This is a genomic window from Paraflavitalea soli (assembly GCF_003555545.1).
GTDB classification, from domain to species: Bacteria; Bacteroidota; Bacteroidia; order Chitinophagales; family Chitinophagaceae; genus Paraflavitalea; species Paraflavitalea soli.
Genome location: NZ_CP032157.1, coordinates 1,935,641 through 1,952,756, shown reverse-complemented (window position 1 = coordinate 1,952,756; position 17,116 = coordinate 1,935,641). Strand labels below are relative to the sequence as shown.

General features: G+C 46.4%; 13 protein-coding genes. 9 read left to right on the top strand and 4 right to left on the bottom strand.

From position 1 onward, the window contains the following. Positions 1-107 precede the first annotated feature (107 nt). Positions 108-461: a helix-turn-helix domain-containing protein gene (locus D3H65_RS07185; RefSeq protein ID WP_119049607.1), complete on the top strand. Its 354-nt coding sequence runs from the start codon at positions 108-110 to the stop codon at positions 459-461. Positions 462-1,097: 636 nt separating this feature from the next. On the opposite strand, the gene D3H65_RS07180 is transcribed toward D3H65_RS07185, so the two are convergent. The 3 genes from D3H65_RS07180 to D3H65_RS07170 all read right to left on the bottom strand — a co-directional run bounded on the left by D3H65_RS07180 (position 1,098) and on the right by D3H65_RS07170 (position 4,558). Continuing rightward, complete coding sequence (locus D3H65_RS07180) at positions 1,098-1,772, bottom strand: RNA polymerase sigma factor (protein WP_119049606.1); 675 nt, start codon at positions 1,770-1,772, stop codon at positions 1,098-1,100. A 505-nt stretch (positions 1,773-2,277) separates the two neighbouring features. Further along, a complete protein-coding gene (locus tag D3H65_RS07175; protein WP_119049605.1) occupies positions 2,278-3,600 on the bottom strand; it encodes an OmpA family protein in 1,323 nt (440 codons plus the stop codon). Between the two features lie 109 nt (positions 3,601-3,709). After that, positions 3,710-4,558: a hypothetical protein gene (locus D3H65_RS07170; RefSeq protein ID WP_119049604.1), complete on the bottom strand. Its 849-nt coding sequence runs from the start codon at positions 4,556-4,558 to the stop codon at positions 3,710-3,712. 297 nt (positions 4,559-4,855) lie between these two features. Between D3H65_RS07170 and D3H65_RS07165 the strand changes: the two genes are divergently transcribed. Genes D3H65_RS07165 through D3H65_RS07155 form a run of 3 tightly spaced genes read left to right on the top strand, consistent with a single transcriptional unit; the run spans position 4,856 to position 7,835 of the window. Then, complete coding sequence (locus D3H65_RS07165; RefSeq protein WP_119049603.1) at positions 4,856-5,944, top strand: sensor histidine kinase; 1,089 nt, start codon at positions 4,856-4,858, stop codon at positions 5,942-5,944. Continuing rightward, on the top strand, positions 5,941-7,032 hold the full coding sequence (locus D3H65_RS07160; protein ID WP_119049602.1) for a sensor histidine kinase: 1,092 nt from the start codon (positions 5,941-5,943) through the stop codon (positions 7,030-7,032). The genes D3H65_RS07165 and D3H65_RS07160 overlap by 4 nt, the downstream gene beginning before the upstream one ends. Before the next feature lie 23 nt (positions 7,033-7,055). Next, on the top strand, positions 7,056-7,835 hold the full coding sequence (locus D3H65_RS07155; protein ID WP_119049601.1) for a LytR/AlgR family response regulator transcription factor: 780 nt from the start codon (positions 7,056-7,058) through the stop codon (positions 7,833-7,835). Positions 7,836-7,891: 56 nt separating this feature from the next. Here D3H65_RS07155 and D3H65_RS07150 read toward each other — a convergent pair whose 3' ends face one another. Then, positions 7,892-11,059 (bottom strand): ligand-binding sensor domain-containing protein, encoded by a 3,168-nt coding sequence (locus D3H65_RS07150; protein ID WP_119049600.1) that lies wholly within the window; start codon positions 11,057-11,059, stop codon positions 7,892-7,894. 157 nt (positions 11,060-11,216) lie between these two features. On the opposite strand from D3H65_RS07150, the gene D3H65_RS07145 reads away from it, so the two are divergent. The 5 genes from D3H65_RS07145 to D3H65_RS07125 all read left to right on the top strand — a co-directional run bounded on the left by D3H65_RS07145 (position 11,217) and on the right by D3H65_RS07125 (position 17,006). Further along, positions 11,217-11,966, top strand: coding sequence for a hypothetical protein (locus D3H65_RS07145; RefSeq protein WP_119049599.1), 750 nt, complete (start codon positions 11,217-11,219; stop codon positions 11,964-11,966). 178 nt (positions 11,967-12,144) lie between these two features. Next, positions 12,145-12,822, top strand: a complete 678-nt coding sequence (locus D3H65_RS07140; RefSeq protein ID WP_162915464.1) for a hemerythrin domain-containing protein — start codon at positions 12,145-12,147, stop codon at positions 12,820-12,822. 20 nt (positions 12,823-12,842) lie between these two features. Next, positions 12,843-13,232 (top strand): VOC family protein, encoded by a 390-nt coding sequence (locus D3H65_RS07135; protein ID WP_119049597.1) that lies wholly within the window; start codon positions 12,843-12,845, stop codon positions 13,230-13,232. Positions 13,233-13,411: 179 nt separating this feature from the next. Further along, positions 13,412-13,570 carry a hypothetical protein gene (locus D3H65_RS07130; protein ID WP_211345643.1) on the top strand — a complete coding sequence of 53 codons (159 nt, stop codon included), beginning with the start codon at positions 13,412-13,414 and terminating at the stop codon, positions 13,568-13,570. A 430-nt stretch (positions 13,571-14,000) separates the two neighbouring features. Further along, positions 14,001-17,006, top strand: a complete 3,006-nt coding sequence (locus D3H65_RS07125; protein ID WP_119049596.1) for a BNR-repeat neuraminidase N-terminal domain-containing protein — start codon at positions 14,001-14,003, stop codon at positions 17,004-17,006. Positions 17,007-17,116: the final 110 nt, after the last annotated feature.

The window sequence follows — 17,116 nt, the reverse complement described above, 5'->3', positions numbered from 1 at the left end:
GTGCAATATTTACATGCCTTTTAAAAAATATTCTGTCCTGTGAAATGCATCGTAACAACGGATTTCCGGCGATACGCTATGGATAGTCTTTGCCTAAAATAACGGACATGACCGCAAAAAAAATCAAGCTGAAGCAGGTAGATATTCAACGCATAAAAGCGGTGAAAGATATTCTTAGCCATAAGCAGTTGCCACATACTACGATTCAACACTTAGCCTATGAAGCAGGGATGAACCGGACCAAGCTCCAATACGGTTTTAAGAAGCTATTTGGCGTAAGCATCTATACCTACCAGGTACAAATGCGCATGGAAAAAGCCAGAAAGCTATTAGAAGATACGGATAGACCGATCAAGCAGATTGCCGCACTGGCAGGTTATAATACGATCAGCAGTTTTAGCGCTGCTTTTAAAAAAGCTTTCAATATATCACCTTCCCAATGGAGGAATAAGCATCAATAGACGAAGGATCTTTCTACTCAGGAATACATCGCTGCGGGTCAATGTTTTTATCCTTCTTATAATTTATTTTACATATACAATCATCCTTAAACGCTATAGTGGAGTGAGAATAAGGTTGTTATAACCGTTATGTATGTTTGCAGATGCCTTTAAATTTTGTGCAGATAGGAAAACTTTTTGTGCAGATAGGACAAATGACTGACAGTAACTTGCAATCAGGTTTGAATGTAAACTGTAGTTTATGGATGTTGCTGATACTTGACCCTCCTGCCTGCAGGAGGTGAATGAGTCCGGATCATCAACTTCGTTGTAACACACCTGGAACCGGTTTGGGGGATTTCATAACCGGTTTCTTTTTTCTAAATGCCTCCCGGCATTTTTCCAGGGTAGCGGCTACTGTATAAGTGTGCGGCTACCTGTATCCTTATGAATTACTATTCAATAGCTACATGGCCCGGTACCCGTATTCTGAATTTGTATTCCCGGTTTTAAGTAAACCAGGAGTACGCCCAACAATGTTTTTACAGGTAAAAGAATAGGATCTCTGGTTAAGCCTGATTGGTTTGTATTCCAGACAATCAATGATTCCATCTGCTACCCTACGCCGGCTCCGTTATTTATACTCCCTGGAATGCCTTACCAGGCGGGGCCGGCTGTAGCGATGGACCTCCCCCCTGCTTCTTCATCAGTCATTGGCATAGACATGGGTTTGACGGCGCCTGTTCTGACTATACTGCGGCAGGCCAGGGCAGCTTCGGGCAGTCGTTGCTCAAAAAGGTCAATACGCAGTAATTTAACAGACCGGCGCCTGTGGCTGCGTACGGTTTGTTCGGGAATGGCCAGGAGCCTGACAATATCAGTTGTCTTAAATCCCTGAACATAGGCTAATTTAAATACCTTGCCACACTCTTCCGGCAGTCTTTCTATTGCTTCAAAAATAGCTTTCAGTGCATTGGTATTATCTATTTCATCTTTTAAGGGATAAATTTCCTGTTCAGCAAAATCGGTATGGAGCTCTTTTTCATAGGCCGGCCTGCGGTGGGAGTATGAAAGGTAATCATAACAGGCGTTGCGGGCTGTGACATAGAGGAAGGCCCTGATATTGGCCACATTTTCAAAATTACCGCAGAGGCGGTATAGTTTTACAAAAGTTTCAACGGCAATGTCTTCTGCTTCGCGCTTCTGGCAGGTAAGCCGTTGAGAGAAATAACGCAGGGTGCTATAGAAGCGATTGTAAATGGTGTTAAAGGCCATCGCATCACCCTGCTGAAATCGTTGAATCAGTTCCTTTTCCGTAGATAGTTTGCTCATGTGCAAGTGGGTTTGTAACAGCCGATCATATGATCAACTGGTAGGTCATTGAAACAGGAAGGTAAGGACACCTGGTAAGTGTTAACTGGTTGTGCGTTTCGTCTGGCTGAACAGGATCAAACAGCATTAAAGTCATTAGCTGCAAGCGGCCGGGCATTGGGGGACTATGCCTTCAACCATCTGTGTGGGTACAGATCTGGCTTCCAAAGAGTAGAATCAAAAACAGGAGACCGGTTTAATCCGGCGACAATGAATGATGGCAGTAAAGTAGTATTTTTTTAGCATACTGCGCAAGAATGGTGTTATAACGCAGCGATTAATTTTTCCAGACAATACACACATTAAAAAAAAAGCAGGTACCGTATTAGCTGCCATCCTGATCGCATCATTCGTTTAGACAATGTTAAAACCAGTCTTCCTGTTGGGCAATTGGGTAAAGTCGCTATCTTTTGTACTGTAATAAAAATGATTAGTTCTTGATGAAGGTTACGCGGACATATTATAGTTATACTTTTATGAACTCTACCCTTCTGTTGAGGGCCTTGCCTTCTTTGGTCTTATTATCACCTACTGGTACCGATTCGCCTTTTCCTGTTGTTTGCAGGCTGGCAGCATCGACGCCAAAGGTTTCCTGCAATGCTTTGGCTACAGCGGCTGCTCTTTTCTGCGATAATTGGAGGTTCTTCTGGTCATCGCCATCGCTGTCAGTGTGCCCTATGATCTTTACTTTGATCCCGGCATTCTCTTTCAACACAGCAGCGATGTCTTTCAGCACACCATAGGATTCGGGCCTGATCACATCGGCATTTACATCAAACAGGATCCCGGTGGTGGAAAATTTACCTTCTTCTATCAGTTTGTGGCGGGTATCGTGTATTCCTTTGGCCACCTTAAGGTTGGACAGAAACATGCCATACTCCCCTTCCTTATAGCTGGAAGTATGGGCTTCAAACATCAGCTGATTCATGATGGAGCCGGGTGATACTGCTTTGGGGGCATCGAATACTTTATCCTGGTTGGCCCACATGCGCATGCGTTCTTTTTGCACCTGGATGGCAATGTGAATAGGTTTTCCAAAATAATCGCTCATGACGGCCACTACCTGGTCATCGCCATCATAATATACACGTCCGGTCTTGTAGGTACGGATGTCCATCCTGGTACGCCCGGCATCTGCCGGATAAAAGATACCTTCTATGCTGGCATACTTCCGGTAATTCCTGAGGAAATCATTGCTTGCTGCGGGCTCACCATTGGTGCTCAAAAATCCAAAGGAGAAATACGGATAAAAGTGACCATTGTATTTCAGTTGCAGGATGAGGTCAAATTCCACGGTATAATTTTCTCCAAACTCTTTTTCATTGCTGGTCAGGTAGAAGCTGCGCTGGTGCAGTTGCAGCCATTTGCCGGGGAAATTGTTGAGGGTAACCACTTCACCGGTGCCGGTGGTATTCCATCCGGTGGGTAACTCGCCGATGGCTTCCTGGTCAAAGCTCTCGGTATAAACGATCTGCTCACCGGGGATAAAGTCAAACCTGGAATTGCTCTTTAAGGCAGGAGCGGCAGGCGCCACTTCCTGCGCCGGCGTGGCAGCGGCCGGTGCTGTTGAAGCAGGCGTCTTAGCTGCAGCAGCAGTATCAGCCGGCTTATTGCCGGATTTGACTGCCTGCTCAGCCTTATCAAACCCTTTATCAACTCCTTTTTCAACTTTCTGTTCTGCTTTTTGTTCGGCCTTGTTGATCACTTTTTTCTTTAACCGGTCCATGAATCCCTGGCAAAAAACGGTAGCAGGGATCAGTAGCATGGCCATTATCAGTATCCTTTTCATGTACAGTGTGTTTGTTGGTGAGCGAGTGCGTTGTTTGCAAGATGAGTCGCCCTGCCGTACGGCTCTTGCAGGGCTGCAGGGCGGCCCACCTTTGGCCTTGTGGAGCAGACTATTGCAATTCCTGTAACCATTGCCGGGCAAAAGCCTGCACGGTGGTGGTCACTTCTTTGCCTGCGCGGAAAGCCATTTTCCATTCAGCCGGTTTGCTCTCGTATTCTTTTTTTACAAAGACTTTCTTTCCGAAGCGCTCAGTCAACTGGGCGTTGAAGTCTACGCCATTGGTAACGGTCAGCAGGTGCTGCAACCGGGCTTTGATCATAAGTTTTATGCTTGCGGGGCACTTTTGTTCCCATTCTTTCAGGCTCTGCTGATAATCTTTCAGGCGGGTCTCATAATTCAGTTGCTCTCCCATGGCGGCCATTTTGATGGTCTCACTATTAGGATCTTCATAATCCTTGAGACTTGTTTTCAACACTTCCAGTGATTCCTCCATGGCTTTCTTCATGCCGGCATCGGTAGTGGTTTTGCGGAATTTTTCTGTACTTTCTATACCGCTTTTGGTATCATTGATAAATTTCCTGCGAACGGAGTCGGCGCTAATGACGGGGGCAGGCTCCGTGGGTTTGGTACGCTGGCGGTGGGTTTCGTAAGATTTTGCAAAAGCCTCGGTGTTCACATACTCTTTGGTATAAGTGAGGAGGTCCTGGGCCACGGCAGCCCGGTCGCCCGCCAGGATATTCCTGACATTGCGGCCACTGTAATAGAAATACCCTTTGAGGAAGCTCTCTTTAATAGCATTGGTGCCACTCTGCTTACTGGTGCCCAGTTGTTCCCAGAAATCGGCATAGCGATCGATTGCTTTAAAAGAAAGTAAACCCACTATGGCGAATCCTGCCACGGTGATCAGCACCAGTGCCTGCAAGGCCATCCAGCTCTTTTTGGTGTGTTGTTTTTTCATGACTACAGCTAATAAATAATGAATGAAATTTGATTGTGCCGCAAAGATGGATCGTTACAGGCCGGCGGAAAAGTGGAGGGTGTATGACCTGCTGAAATCGATGCTTCAAGTGAAGGATTGCGAATTTAAGGTGTCGGATGGCTGGTCTGAAGTGTACATGATCCTGTGCCCCTACTGAAAATGCCTGAAATACGCTCCCAATTCACACAAAGAAATCCTCAATTCATCCAGATTATTCCCCATTCTATAGAAAGCCCTTAACTTGCCTCTGACAAAAGATGGTAATTTGTTATAATAATGACAGTAGACGCCCACTCCACCCTCAAAAGGTTTACACTGCCACAATACACCCGTAAAGACATCTGGATCTTTGCGGCAGTAGTGCCTGTCATTGTATTGGTATACAATTCCCTGCTTTTTGGCGCCCGTTATTTTACTGAACGGAGGGTCTTTTTATGGTCCAGCCTGGCCACCTTCGTGATCCTGGGGAGCTTCTGGTTTGTTTTTACCTGGATCGCAGTTACACTGCGCAACCGTTTTCCCCAAGACAGTGACCTGATGAAAAGAATGCTGATCTCCATTTTCCTGTTTATCCTCATCAATGCGCTGATTGTAACGATCCTGTTCTGGGGGTACGACTATTTTCACTTCCTGAATTATGAGCTGAACCAGGTACGCTACCAGTGGACGTTGCTTTCCGCTGCCATTTTCAATGTTTTTGTGACGATCCTTCATGAGGGCGTAGATAGTTTTGACAAATGGAAAAAGACGATGCTGGAAACGCAGCAATTGAAAAAGGAATACATGCAAAGCCGGCTGCTGGGACTTAAAAGCCAGATGAACCCGCATTTCCTGTTCAATAGCCTCAACTCGCTGTCGAGTCTGATCAGTGAAAACACGGAGGAGGCAGAGAAATTCCTGGATGAAATGAGCAAGGTATACCGCTACCTGCTGCGGAGCGACGACCGCCTGGTGACGCTGGGCACGGAGATGCAATTCCTGCATAGTTATTACTACCTGCTGAAAGTGCGTTATGGAGATGGGATCAATATCCACCTGCAGGTAAGCGAAGACCAGCTGAGCCTGCTGATGCCGCCGCTTACGCTTCAATTGCTGGTTGAAAATACCTTCACAGCCAATATGGTGAGTAAGGACAGCCCCCTGAACATCAGTATCAGTTCGCTGGGAGAACAATGGTTACAGATACAGCACAATGTGCAGCAAAAGATACGGATCGGCATGCAGGAATCTGAACCAGCCGGCCTTGACAATATCATTAATAAGTACCGTTTGCTTTGCGGACAAACGGTGACTATACGGCAAACAGATAAGCAACGTGTTATTCATATTCCTTTGATCGGACAGGAAGAAACTACGGTTACATGATGAAAGCATGGATGAAACCTTCGCGGGTGGAGTGGATCACTTTTTTCGCGCTGATGCCTGTTCTCAGCGTGCTGTTGAACCATTTGCTGTATGGGGACCGGCTATGGCATGATCCTGCGATATGGCTATACTCCTTTACGTTTGTCTGTGTACAGGGTTTTGTTTCCTGGTACCTGCATATTGTGAGCATGCACTGGCTACGTATCCGGCTGCCAGACCTGCAGCAAACACTGCTGCGGCTGATCGTACTGGCGATTACGCATATTATCCTTACGAGCATCACTTTTGCCTGCCTGTTCTATGGCTATGACTATTTTCACTTCCTGGGTTATGTACTGAATACGGCCCAGTTCAAGACCTCCATCCTGCTGGCGGTAGCGCTTACGCTGATCGCCACTACTTCCTGGGAAGCGGAATATGTGATCATTAAATGGAAAGCCAGCCTGGCAGAAAAGGAAGAGATACAGCAGATGGCCATTCAATATGAGTTTGAAACGCTGAAGAGCCAGGTAAATCCGCATTTTCTGTTTAATTGCTTCAATACGCTGTCCTCACTTATTTCGGAAGATCCAACGCAGGCAGAAAGTTTCCTGGATGAATTGAGTAAGGTATACCGGTACCTGCTGCGGAACAATGAAGATGGGCTTTCCACACTGCAAAATGAACTGCGCTTCATTCAATCTTATTACCGGCTGCTGAAAACAAGACATGGTGAAGCGATCCAGATACAACTGGAAGTAGACAAGCGGTATGACAGCTACCTGCTGCCTTCACTCAGCCTGCAATTGCTGGTAGAGAATGCGGTGAAGCACAATATTGTATCGCGGCAGCAACCGTTGGTGATCGATATATTTACGATGGCTGGCAATCAGCTGGCGGTGAATAATAATCTACAGTGTAAAACGATCAAGGACCCTTCCAATAAGATAGGGCTGGCTAATATCCGGCTGAAATATGAACTATTGGAACAACCGGGTTTCCAGGTATTGTCGGATACGCGCAACTTTACCGTGATCCTGCCACTTATCTGGGACAGTGGTTATGAAAAAAAGATCAGTGTAGTTCAAAAGCAGATACACCCTCATTAAAACAACTCATAAAAGTTTTATATATGAAAATTCTAATCGTAGAAGACGAAGAGCTGGCAGTCAAGAAACTGCAGAAAACACTGGCCGGCGTTGATGCGCAAGCCGTAGTAGTTGGTGTTACCGATAGCATCAAAAGTACGGTAGACTGGCTGCAGGAGAACCCCTCTCCCGACCTGATCCTGATGGATATTGAACTGAGTGACGGGCAAAGTTTTGAAATATTTAGCCGAACGGCGGTCAAGAGCGCGGTAGTGTTCACTACTTCGTATGATGAATATGCATTGAAAGCCTTTAAGGTAAATAGTATCGATTACCTGTTGAAGCCGATCCAGAAGGAAGACCTGGAAACGGCGCTTAATAAATACCGGCAAATAAAGGACCTCTATGCTGCCGGCAATACACCTACGGACCTCAATGTGGAGAGCCTGGTAAAAGAGCTGCGCCAGAAACTACAGCCCAAGGAATACCGGAAGCGTTTTCTGGTAAAACACGCTCAGAAGCTGGTGTCGATCGAGGTAGAAGAGATCGCTTATTTCTTTAGTGACGGGCGGTTGAACTTCTTTAAGACGTATGATAACCGCAAGTTTGTGGTAGACTATACCATGGATGAAATGGAAGACATGCTGGACCCGGACCGCTATTTCCGTATCAGCCGGGCTTTCTATATTGCGGTGGACAGCGTGGACCAGATCCATGATTATTTTGGCAACCGGTTATTGCTGCACTTAAAGCCAGCTGTAGATAAAGAAGCGATCGTAAGCCGGGAGAAAGTGAGTGATTTTAAGAAGTGGATGGGTAAATAAGAATTTAGAATACAGAATACAGAATACAGAATACAGAATACAGTAGTAGAAATACATTAACTGACCGGAACGAGTAGAATTACCGAAGCACCATTCTTGTCGGCCTGGATATCCAGTTCGGCGTGAATGGTGCTTGTGCGTTTATTGAGTACATCGAGGGTTTGCAGGGAGAAGAGGTCGGCTTCACTGGCATAGATACCATTATCCTGCACTTTCAGGGAGAGCCTGGATTTTACCAGGTCGATATTGATGAGGATATGGCCGCCTTTGGATACCGTGACCATATTGCGCAATACTTCTTTGAAGATAAGCAACATTTCATGGCGTGATTTCATGTCGAGCTGCAATGAACGTACGTGTTCATCCACCAGTATATCTATATTGGCGCCGTGCCGGTTGATGAGTGCATCTACATATTCCAGCATCCGCAGCAGGGTTTTCTCCATGCTATCGTTTTGCGGATCGATGCTCCACAACATATCGTCCATGGCAATGATCATATTGTGGCTTTTTTCACTGATCTGGTCTATGTATTCTTTGGAGCGGGTAAGGTCTTTATCGGCTTTGATCTTGGCCATCTCGCTCAGCATGTTGATGTTGTTGAGGGTTGTATTGATATCACTGTGGAGGTTGCCGGCAATTTGTGTGCGCATGGCCTGGAGCTCACGGATGCGCCGCATGCGCTCACGGTCTATCCAATACAGGATGCCAATGGCTAACAGGACGAGGAAGCTGTAAAACCACCAGGTACGCCAAAAAGGAGGTTCCACACTGATCCGCAGGGAGGTAATGCCGGTGCTTTCCACCCCATCTGCATTTTTACTTTTTACCTTAAAGATATAATTGCCCGGACGAAGGTAGTTGTACATGGCCTGGCGTCGATCATCGGCATGCACCCAATCTTTGTCTACGCCTGCCAACTGATAATAAAAATCAACCTTATCCTGGCGGGTATAGTTGAAGCCGCCAAATTCTATGGTAATGGAACTTTTATCATGCTGCAGGTGGATAGCAAAGAGCTTGCTCACGGAATCCATGGGCAGGGAAATATTGGCCAACCTGATATCTTTCAGCACGGCATCCGGAGGCGGGGTATTCTTAACCATCTTTTCCGGATCAAAGACAACGAAGTTATGTGCGCTGGTAAACAGGATGCGCCCGTCGCTGAGATGGTGGGCATCATCACATTCAAAATAATCAGCCGGCATACCATCACGACGGTCATAATAAGTAAAGGTCATTTTTTCGAGGTTCACCCGGCAAATACCACTGATCATACCCAACCACAGCATACCACGTTTATCTTTTGCCAGGCACATCACGTTATTGGCGGGTAATCCTTCATCGGTACTGATAAAGCCAATGTTGCCGGTCCTTACATTTAGCAAAGAGAGCCCATGATTGGCCACCACGAGGATGCTATCGTTGAGCTGCACTATATCACTGGGACTATCGTTCCACATGCGCCTGCCTTTAGGACCTTTAGCGCCATAATGTTCAATGATCTTATTGGTGATTGGATCTATTTTCAGCAATCCTTGTCCAAAGGTGCCTACCCATATAAAGCCGTCCTTGTCCACAAATAATTTTAATATCAGGGCTGACTTTGTGATCTCGGTAAAGCCCTCTTTTGTATCCCTGCCGGGTTGGTAGGTCCATTTTACTACACGACCTCCCTGTGTACCAAACCAGAGGTTACCCTGATGGTCCTGCACCATCTGGCGGATGGTGCGGCCTTCAAAAGCATCAAAGCGGTATTCGCCGGTTTGTCCGGTAGCGGGTTGGTGTATTACTATGAAGCCGTCCTGCCCGCCCATCCATATATTGCCGGTGGTGCGCTGGCGCTCCATGCACCAGATGGCATAAGGGGCCTGATACCGGTCCATGGAGGCAGGGAGGTTAATGGGCTTGAAATTCCTGTCGTAGGCATAGATGCCCACGCCCCAGGTACCTACCCATATCTGGTTGCTGTCTACTTCGAGCACACATTTGGAGGGGCCATCCACTACCCCTGCTCCATCAGGACGCAATAAATTGTAGGCATTAAATACCTGGGCATCGGGATTGAAGAGGAACAGGCCGTTGCTGGTGCATACCCACAGGTTTTGGGCATGGTCTTCATACATGTAATTGGCTACATCAAAGCTGAGGCTCTGCTCATCCTTGTGTTCATTGCGCAAGCCTTGCAGTGCGTGTTTACCTCCTACATATTCAGCAATAAACGGAAGGCCGAGGACCCATAAGCGGCCGTTGCGTTGTTGCACTATGCCGTGAATCTCGCCATAGCCGCCTCCATACAATTCTCCATTAATATCGTGTTTTCGCTTTTCACCGGTTTTGGTGTTGTAATAATGTAAGCGTGGACCACCGTCCCGTTTCTGATCCCAGGTAGCGAATGCTGCATGGCCCGACTCGTCAATAAACGTTAAGTGCACATTAGTGGGTTCACTCATGGCCTCTATGATCTTATTGTGGTCTGGATTGTGCCCGCGGTAATTGATGTTCTTTGTGACCGGGTCGTACATGACCAATCCTGAATCGCAGCCGAGCCAGGAACGCCCGGTGAGGGTATCCTGAAAAAATGACAGTCTTTTCCATTGGGCGGGTTTGTAGACTATTTTTTCGGTGATGACAAAGCTATTGGATGCTTCGGAGAATTCATATACTTCATGCCAGCCCATCATGAGCAATACTTTTCCATCACCTTTTTCCACCATGGTCTTGGCGACAAAAACGGTGGGAGTATCTTTTTGCCAGGCAATCCTGACGCCATGGTAGGAAAAGTTTTCCGTATCAAAGATGCCGATCTTATTATCGGCGGTCAATACCCATAACCTGTTCTGTTTATCCATGTATACCCGGCCTACGTTGTCATCGGGCAATGTGAGTGGATCGCGGTGCTGATGTTTGAAAGTGATGAATTTGTTGCCATCATAGCGCTGCAGGCCATTGGGAGTAGCCAGCCACATATATCCTCTGCGATCCTGCACGAGGTTATTGACCATATTGGAGGCGAGGCCATTAAAAGTACTAAACCGGGAAAATACATATTGCCGGGCGTCGGGGACGCCTGCTGTGGGAGCAGCGAGGAATTCAGATTTGCTTCCCTTTTTGGCAATTACCTGGCGGGCCAGCGAAATATGGCACCACAGTATGCATACGGCGAGTAAATGAAAATATTTGGACAACGATTGAGGGTTAAAATACTTACCAAATATAGCCATGATTGGCCATATGAACTTACATGTGCTGTAAAATTATCATCAACTCATACAAGCTTGCCTGCATTTCATACAGTCTGGCAATGGCTGGCAGGCTTGGGTAATGCAGCTTTGTGAAAATTATTACAATAGCGATTTAAGCGCACCAAATTATTATCAAATGAAAAAAGTGTTTTTGAGCTGCCTGGCAGTAGCAGCATTGGCAACCGCCTGTAAGAAAGACAAGGACGATGACGGCATTTTAAAAGGTAATGTACAGCAGCTGTATAATGGGAAAGCGTGGACCTGGTCAAAACTGAAGACCGATGGCACACCCGAAAAGCTGGCGATCTCCATTAGTGATGCGGCATTGAGCAGTGTTCCCATTAATTCAAACCATACTGGTCATGAAAACCACCTGGTACTTTCGCTCAATGAAAAACATGGTACGCCTTTTAACCACGTGCTGCTGGACTGGAACCCCAGCGGTCATGAAGGTCCCATGTATATGTTGCCGCACTTTGACTTCCATTATTACTTTGTATCACCAGCCGAGGTAGATGCTACAACGGATGAAACGAAGATGAACAAGTTTCCGGATGCAGCCTATCTCCCTGCGGGCCATATTGCCCCGGCGCCTGGTGTTCCCAAAATGGGTATGCACTGGCTGGATCCCACGTCTGGTGAATTGGGAGGTGGTAAAACCTTTACCCAAACTTTTATTTATGGCAGTTATGATGGTAAAGTGACTTTTATGGAGCCCATGATCACCAAGGCATTTATTGACACGACGATCAATTTTAGCCGGTCTATTCCCCAACCTGTAAAGTTTCAGAAAGCAGGCTATTATCCAACGAAAACAAGCATTAAAAGGCACGACGGCGTGACTGATATTATCCTGGAAGATTTTGTGCAGCGTCAGGCCTCTTAAGCGGCAGCTATTTTTACAGTAAATGACGGGGCTTATAACAGGCCCCGTTCTTTATTATGAATGGGCCGGCGGGAAAATGTGGCAGATCATTCTAATGTTGTTGCAATTCATTCGGATAGGATTGGTTATCCTGGTATTGGTATCGGATATTTGGATGAGTAGCAAAAATTCGTATACTATGGACCGATATAATATCTTCAACCAGGTGCACAAGGGGTTAAGGGCTTTTTTGTATGAGACGGGCATGCAGGTGCAACAAACTGATTTTACCAGGGAGCAGGAAGCTGTCCGGGCACAGGAAAGCATCGGGGAAGCGCTGTATTGTTTCAATCAGCACATCCTGCATGTAGAACGGTTTATTTTTCCCTACGTTATAGCATATCACCCTCAACTGATTGGCAATATGAAGCAGCAATACCAGGCCAATACGATACAGGCACAAAAGCTGCGCGGAGCCATGAATGCTTATTGTCATGCCGTGGACGCCAGAGAAAAAGCGGCAGCGGGAAAACTCATTCTGAAAGCATTCACCAGTTTCCTGGTCACGCACCTGGATTGTATGACAAGGGAAGACAGTTTGCTGAACAGTTTATTGTGGCGTTATTATAATGATGCAGAATTGCTGGGACTGGAAAAAGAGATCGTAGGCAAGCTGCCGGCCAGAGACCTAGCGATGTTGAGTAAATGGGTGATCCGTGGTATGAACAATGCGGAGATCATAGGATGGCTGCGGGCCATTGAGAAAACATGCATTACTGCTATTTTCAGTAGTTTCTTCAACAGTGCCGAAAAGGAGTTGTCTGCCTACCGGTGGCAAACTATACAGGAAGCACTTGCAGAAGGGACAGAGATGTAGAAATCAGGTATCTTCGTGGCATGTTAGCGCTTCAGCAAGTACATCATATCGCCATCATCTGTTCGGACTACGAACGGTCGAAACAGTTTTATACTGACATATTGGGTTTTACCATTCAGCAGGAAGTGTACCGGGCGGCCCGGCAATCTTTTAAGCTGGACCTTTGCCTCAACGGGCAATACCTGATCGAGTTGTTTTCCTTTCCCGATCCCCCACCCCGTCCGAGTGGTCCGGAGGCCTGTGGATTGCGGCATCTGGCATTTGGTGTAACTGACATCGAAGCGGCGGTTACCTGGCTTCATTCGAAGGGGGTAGTAGTTGAAGCGATCCGCACGGATGAATACACGGGCCGTCGATTTACTTTTTTTGCTGATCCGGATGGTTTGCCGCTGGAATTGTATTCTAATTGATCGTTGTCAATAATGAATGTGTTGCGGTTTATGCCTGTTGATCAGGATCAAGCGGGTCTACTTCCTTAGTACAGTCGCCGGGCTTTCTTTTAGGTGAGTCACAATAAATTAAATAGGTGGGCTATACTTGTATATAAGTCGCGGTGCTACTATATTGTACTTAACTAAATCCGTACGCTATGTTACTTACTTTAACCCTCCAGGTTTTTGTGGTTGTATTTGTTATTGCCCTACTGTGGCATATTTTTGAGAAGGCAGGCCAGCCAGGCTGGGCCTCTATCATCCCCGGTTACAATGTTTATATACTCCTTAAGATCACTGGCGTGATCAAACGATAAGATTTATTGCAATCTGCTTTCTTCTCCTCTTTCAGTATTTTAATTAGTGGTTTCCTGGTCAACGTTACAGCATCGACAGATTTGTTATTTACCAAAACAAAATAGAACCCCGGGGTCTTATACACCTACTCTATAGTATAAGATACCGGCGATAATAAGTGTAACTATCGTAGAACTGCTTCGGGCTTTTTGCAGGCCTGGTGCGGGTTTGACTATTATCAAGGAATAATAAATATGAGCTGTGATGCAGCTTTGTGAATAGGTATTTTATAGCCTGTCTAATAGCTTCAACTACTTCATTTAACACATAAGTCAATTATACTTTATTTTTTTTTACCATGCAGAAGCAATCTGCGGGACATTAAATCGTTTTAATATCCTGTAACGTAGTTGACCCCTACACAAAGGAAACCCCTAAATCCATTTTCCCATGCAAAAATTTCTACACAAGTGGAGGCTTGTGTTATTGCTAACATTGATTAGCTGCTTAAACAGTATTGATTCCTTCAGCCAACTAAGCTTTAGCTTCACTTCGGTAAGCGGAACCTGGAACGCTATCTCTGGTACTACCGTATTTACCAACAACGAGGACGATAGATTGTCCAGTAATTTATTCCTTGGTTTTACTTTTTATTATGCCGGTGGCGCTTATTCTGATTTCAGGGTGAGTACCAATGGATGGCTTAGTTTGGGAAACAATACCACGAATACGCTGAACAGCAACGCCCTTACTACTACTGGCAATGGTCCAATTATTGCGCCTTTATGGGATGACCTGTGGATACCGGGTGGCGGTCTTACCTACGCGGTGACCGGCACTACGGGCAGCCGGATATTAACGGTTCAATGGAATAATGCACGCTGGAACTATAATGCAAACGGTGCTGTCATCTCCTTTCAGGTGAAATTGTATGAAGGCACGAACATTATTGAATTTATTTATGATCAGAATAATAAATCAGTCAACAATGGCTCGGCCTCAATAGGTATCAATGGCGGTGTAAGTGCGACCGATTTTTATTCCGTCAGTGGTCTCGATGGTTCTGCAGTAGCCACCTATGGATCGGAAACTAACTGGCTTTATCAAAAGCCTGAAGATGGCCGGACCTACAGGTGGACACCCAACAATATGACCTACGTGTCTTCTACTACCGGACAGATCACGGCCAATGTTTCAAAATGTAATACGCAGCAACAAGGTATTATTAGTGTGCAGGTAGTAACAAAGGGGGTGACCTCTCCCATCAATCTTACACAGATGAAGTTTGACATTGTTACTACAGCGGTAGCCAACCTGACCGGCATCCACGTTTATTACACGGGAGATGCGAGTGGTTTTGCCCCGGCCAATGAGTTGGGAGGCGCTACCATTACCCCTGTTTCAACCACGATCACTGTTAATGGAACACAAAAGCTGGTGCCGGGAACCAATTATTTCTGGATAGCTTATGATATAAGTCCTACAGCGGTTGTATCACAAACGCTGGATGCGCGGTGTACTGAGATCACTGTGGCAGGAACTGCCTATGCGCCTTCGGTAACGAATCCTCCCAGTTGGCGAACGATCGTTGCCTGCAGCCCGGCGCCGGGTGGTATTACGGGCGCCAGTTTCTGGGTGAAGGCGGATGCAGGGACCTCGAGTACTACAGATAATACGAGGATAAGCAGTTGGAATGATCAATCGGGTAATGCCCGGCATGCTACCAATGGTACTGCCAACAACCAGCCGAGGTATAGGAATACGGCTACCAAAAACATGAATTTCAACCCCGTGGTTGATTTTGATGAAGCGGCGCAAGCTACGTCTGATGCCGACTTTATGGATATTACAAGTAATGGCGTAATGTCTACAGCCAGCAATCCCTACGAAGTGTATGCGGTGATCGTTCCCGGCGCGAATAACCTGACCACGCCCGGTAAGTTCCTGTTTGCCGGAGAGGCAGGTATGAATAAGTTCAATTCCTTTGATGTGCGTAGTGGCTATTCTGTCAATGACAGCTGGAATATGAATGACCAGATTGTTAGCAATGTGTGGACGACAGACATGCTCAGTATGTTTACGTTTGATTATAATTATTCCCGCCGTGAAACCTTCCGGGCAGGTACCTCCCTGGGCACGCAGGCAGGATTTGGCCGGATTGCCACCAATATGAATAATGCACTGGGCTATCAAAAAAGTGGTAACCTTGAATTCTATGATGGCGGCATCGCTGAGATCATCACCTATGCGAATACCTCACATGGCACTACTACACGGGAGAAAGTGGAAACCTACCTGGGCATTAAATATGGAGTGACGCTGGGACATAATTATCGGGCCTCCGACAACACCATTGTATGGAATGTGGCCACCAATGCCGCTTATAACAATAATATTATTGGTATTGCCCGGGATGATAATGGCGCCTTGCTACAAAAGCAATCCAGGAGTACCTCCACCAATCCTGATATTATGACGATTTATATCGGGCCAAGCGAAACGGTAAACCAGGCCACCAATACCGGCACCTTTACCGCCGGCGATAAATCGTACTTTATTGTGGGGCATAATAATGGTCTTCCCTATGCATCCTATACGGTTCTGGGCGATCGGCCAACGGGCATTTGCTGCCGCATTGGACGGGAATGGCTGGTTCAAAAGACCAATTTTACGAATACAGATGTAAAGCTAAAGTTCAATTTTGATGCGATTACACCAGGCTACGTATCCCTCAATACCAGCGACTTGCGGCTGCTGGTAGATGCCGATGGGGATTTCACCAATGCTACGATATTGACTACGCCCACCATCAGCATTACGACTTCGGGTGGTGTAGCTATAGTGACTGTTCCTGCTTCTGTTTTCAACAGTACACCCTACTTAACATTGGGGTCCATCTCTACCAATACTTCCCTGCCACTGGTGCTGAAATCGTTCTCGGGTTTGTGCAGAGAGCAGACTGTACAAGTGAAATGGACCACGGCTACGAATGTTATTGGCGACTTTAGCGTTGAACGCAGTAGCGATAAGGTCAACTTCTCTGCAGCCGGTACTGTTAAGCCAAATGCATCCGGCAACTATGTATGGACCGATCAGTCGCCACTGCCAGGTACTATTTATTACCGGTTGAAGACGGTCAATGAAAATGGCATGGTGTTGTACTCTCCCATCATCACGGTGAACAGCTGTAATACCACCAGTATATTATTGTCGACGAATGCAGTGACGAATGAATCGACGTTGATGCTGCAGTTGTCGCAGAACAGCCTGACGGAAATTACCTTGTTTGATCTGATGGGACGCCGTTCTGATGTAGCCGGCCTTACAGGCAAGCGCAGCATGGAGAAAGGTGTTCATTATATACCAGTGAATATTCCGGGTACGGTGGCGGGTATGTACCTGCTGCACGTGGTGGTGAATGGGGAGCGGCATGTATACAGGATCATCAAAAAATAAGATAATATTCCTTGCTGAATCACTCAAACCCTTTGGGTTTGCCAACCGCTCCGGAATTTACCGGAGCGGTTGTCTTTTTAATGCAATCTCCTGTACTTTCGCAGCTAACT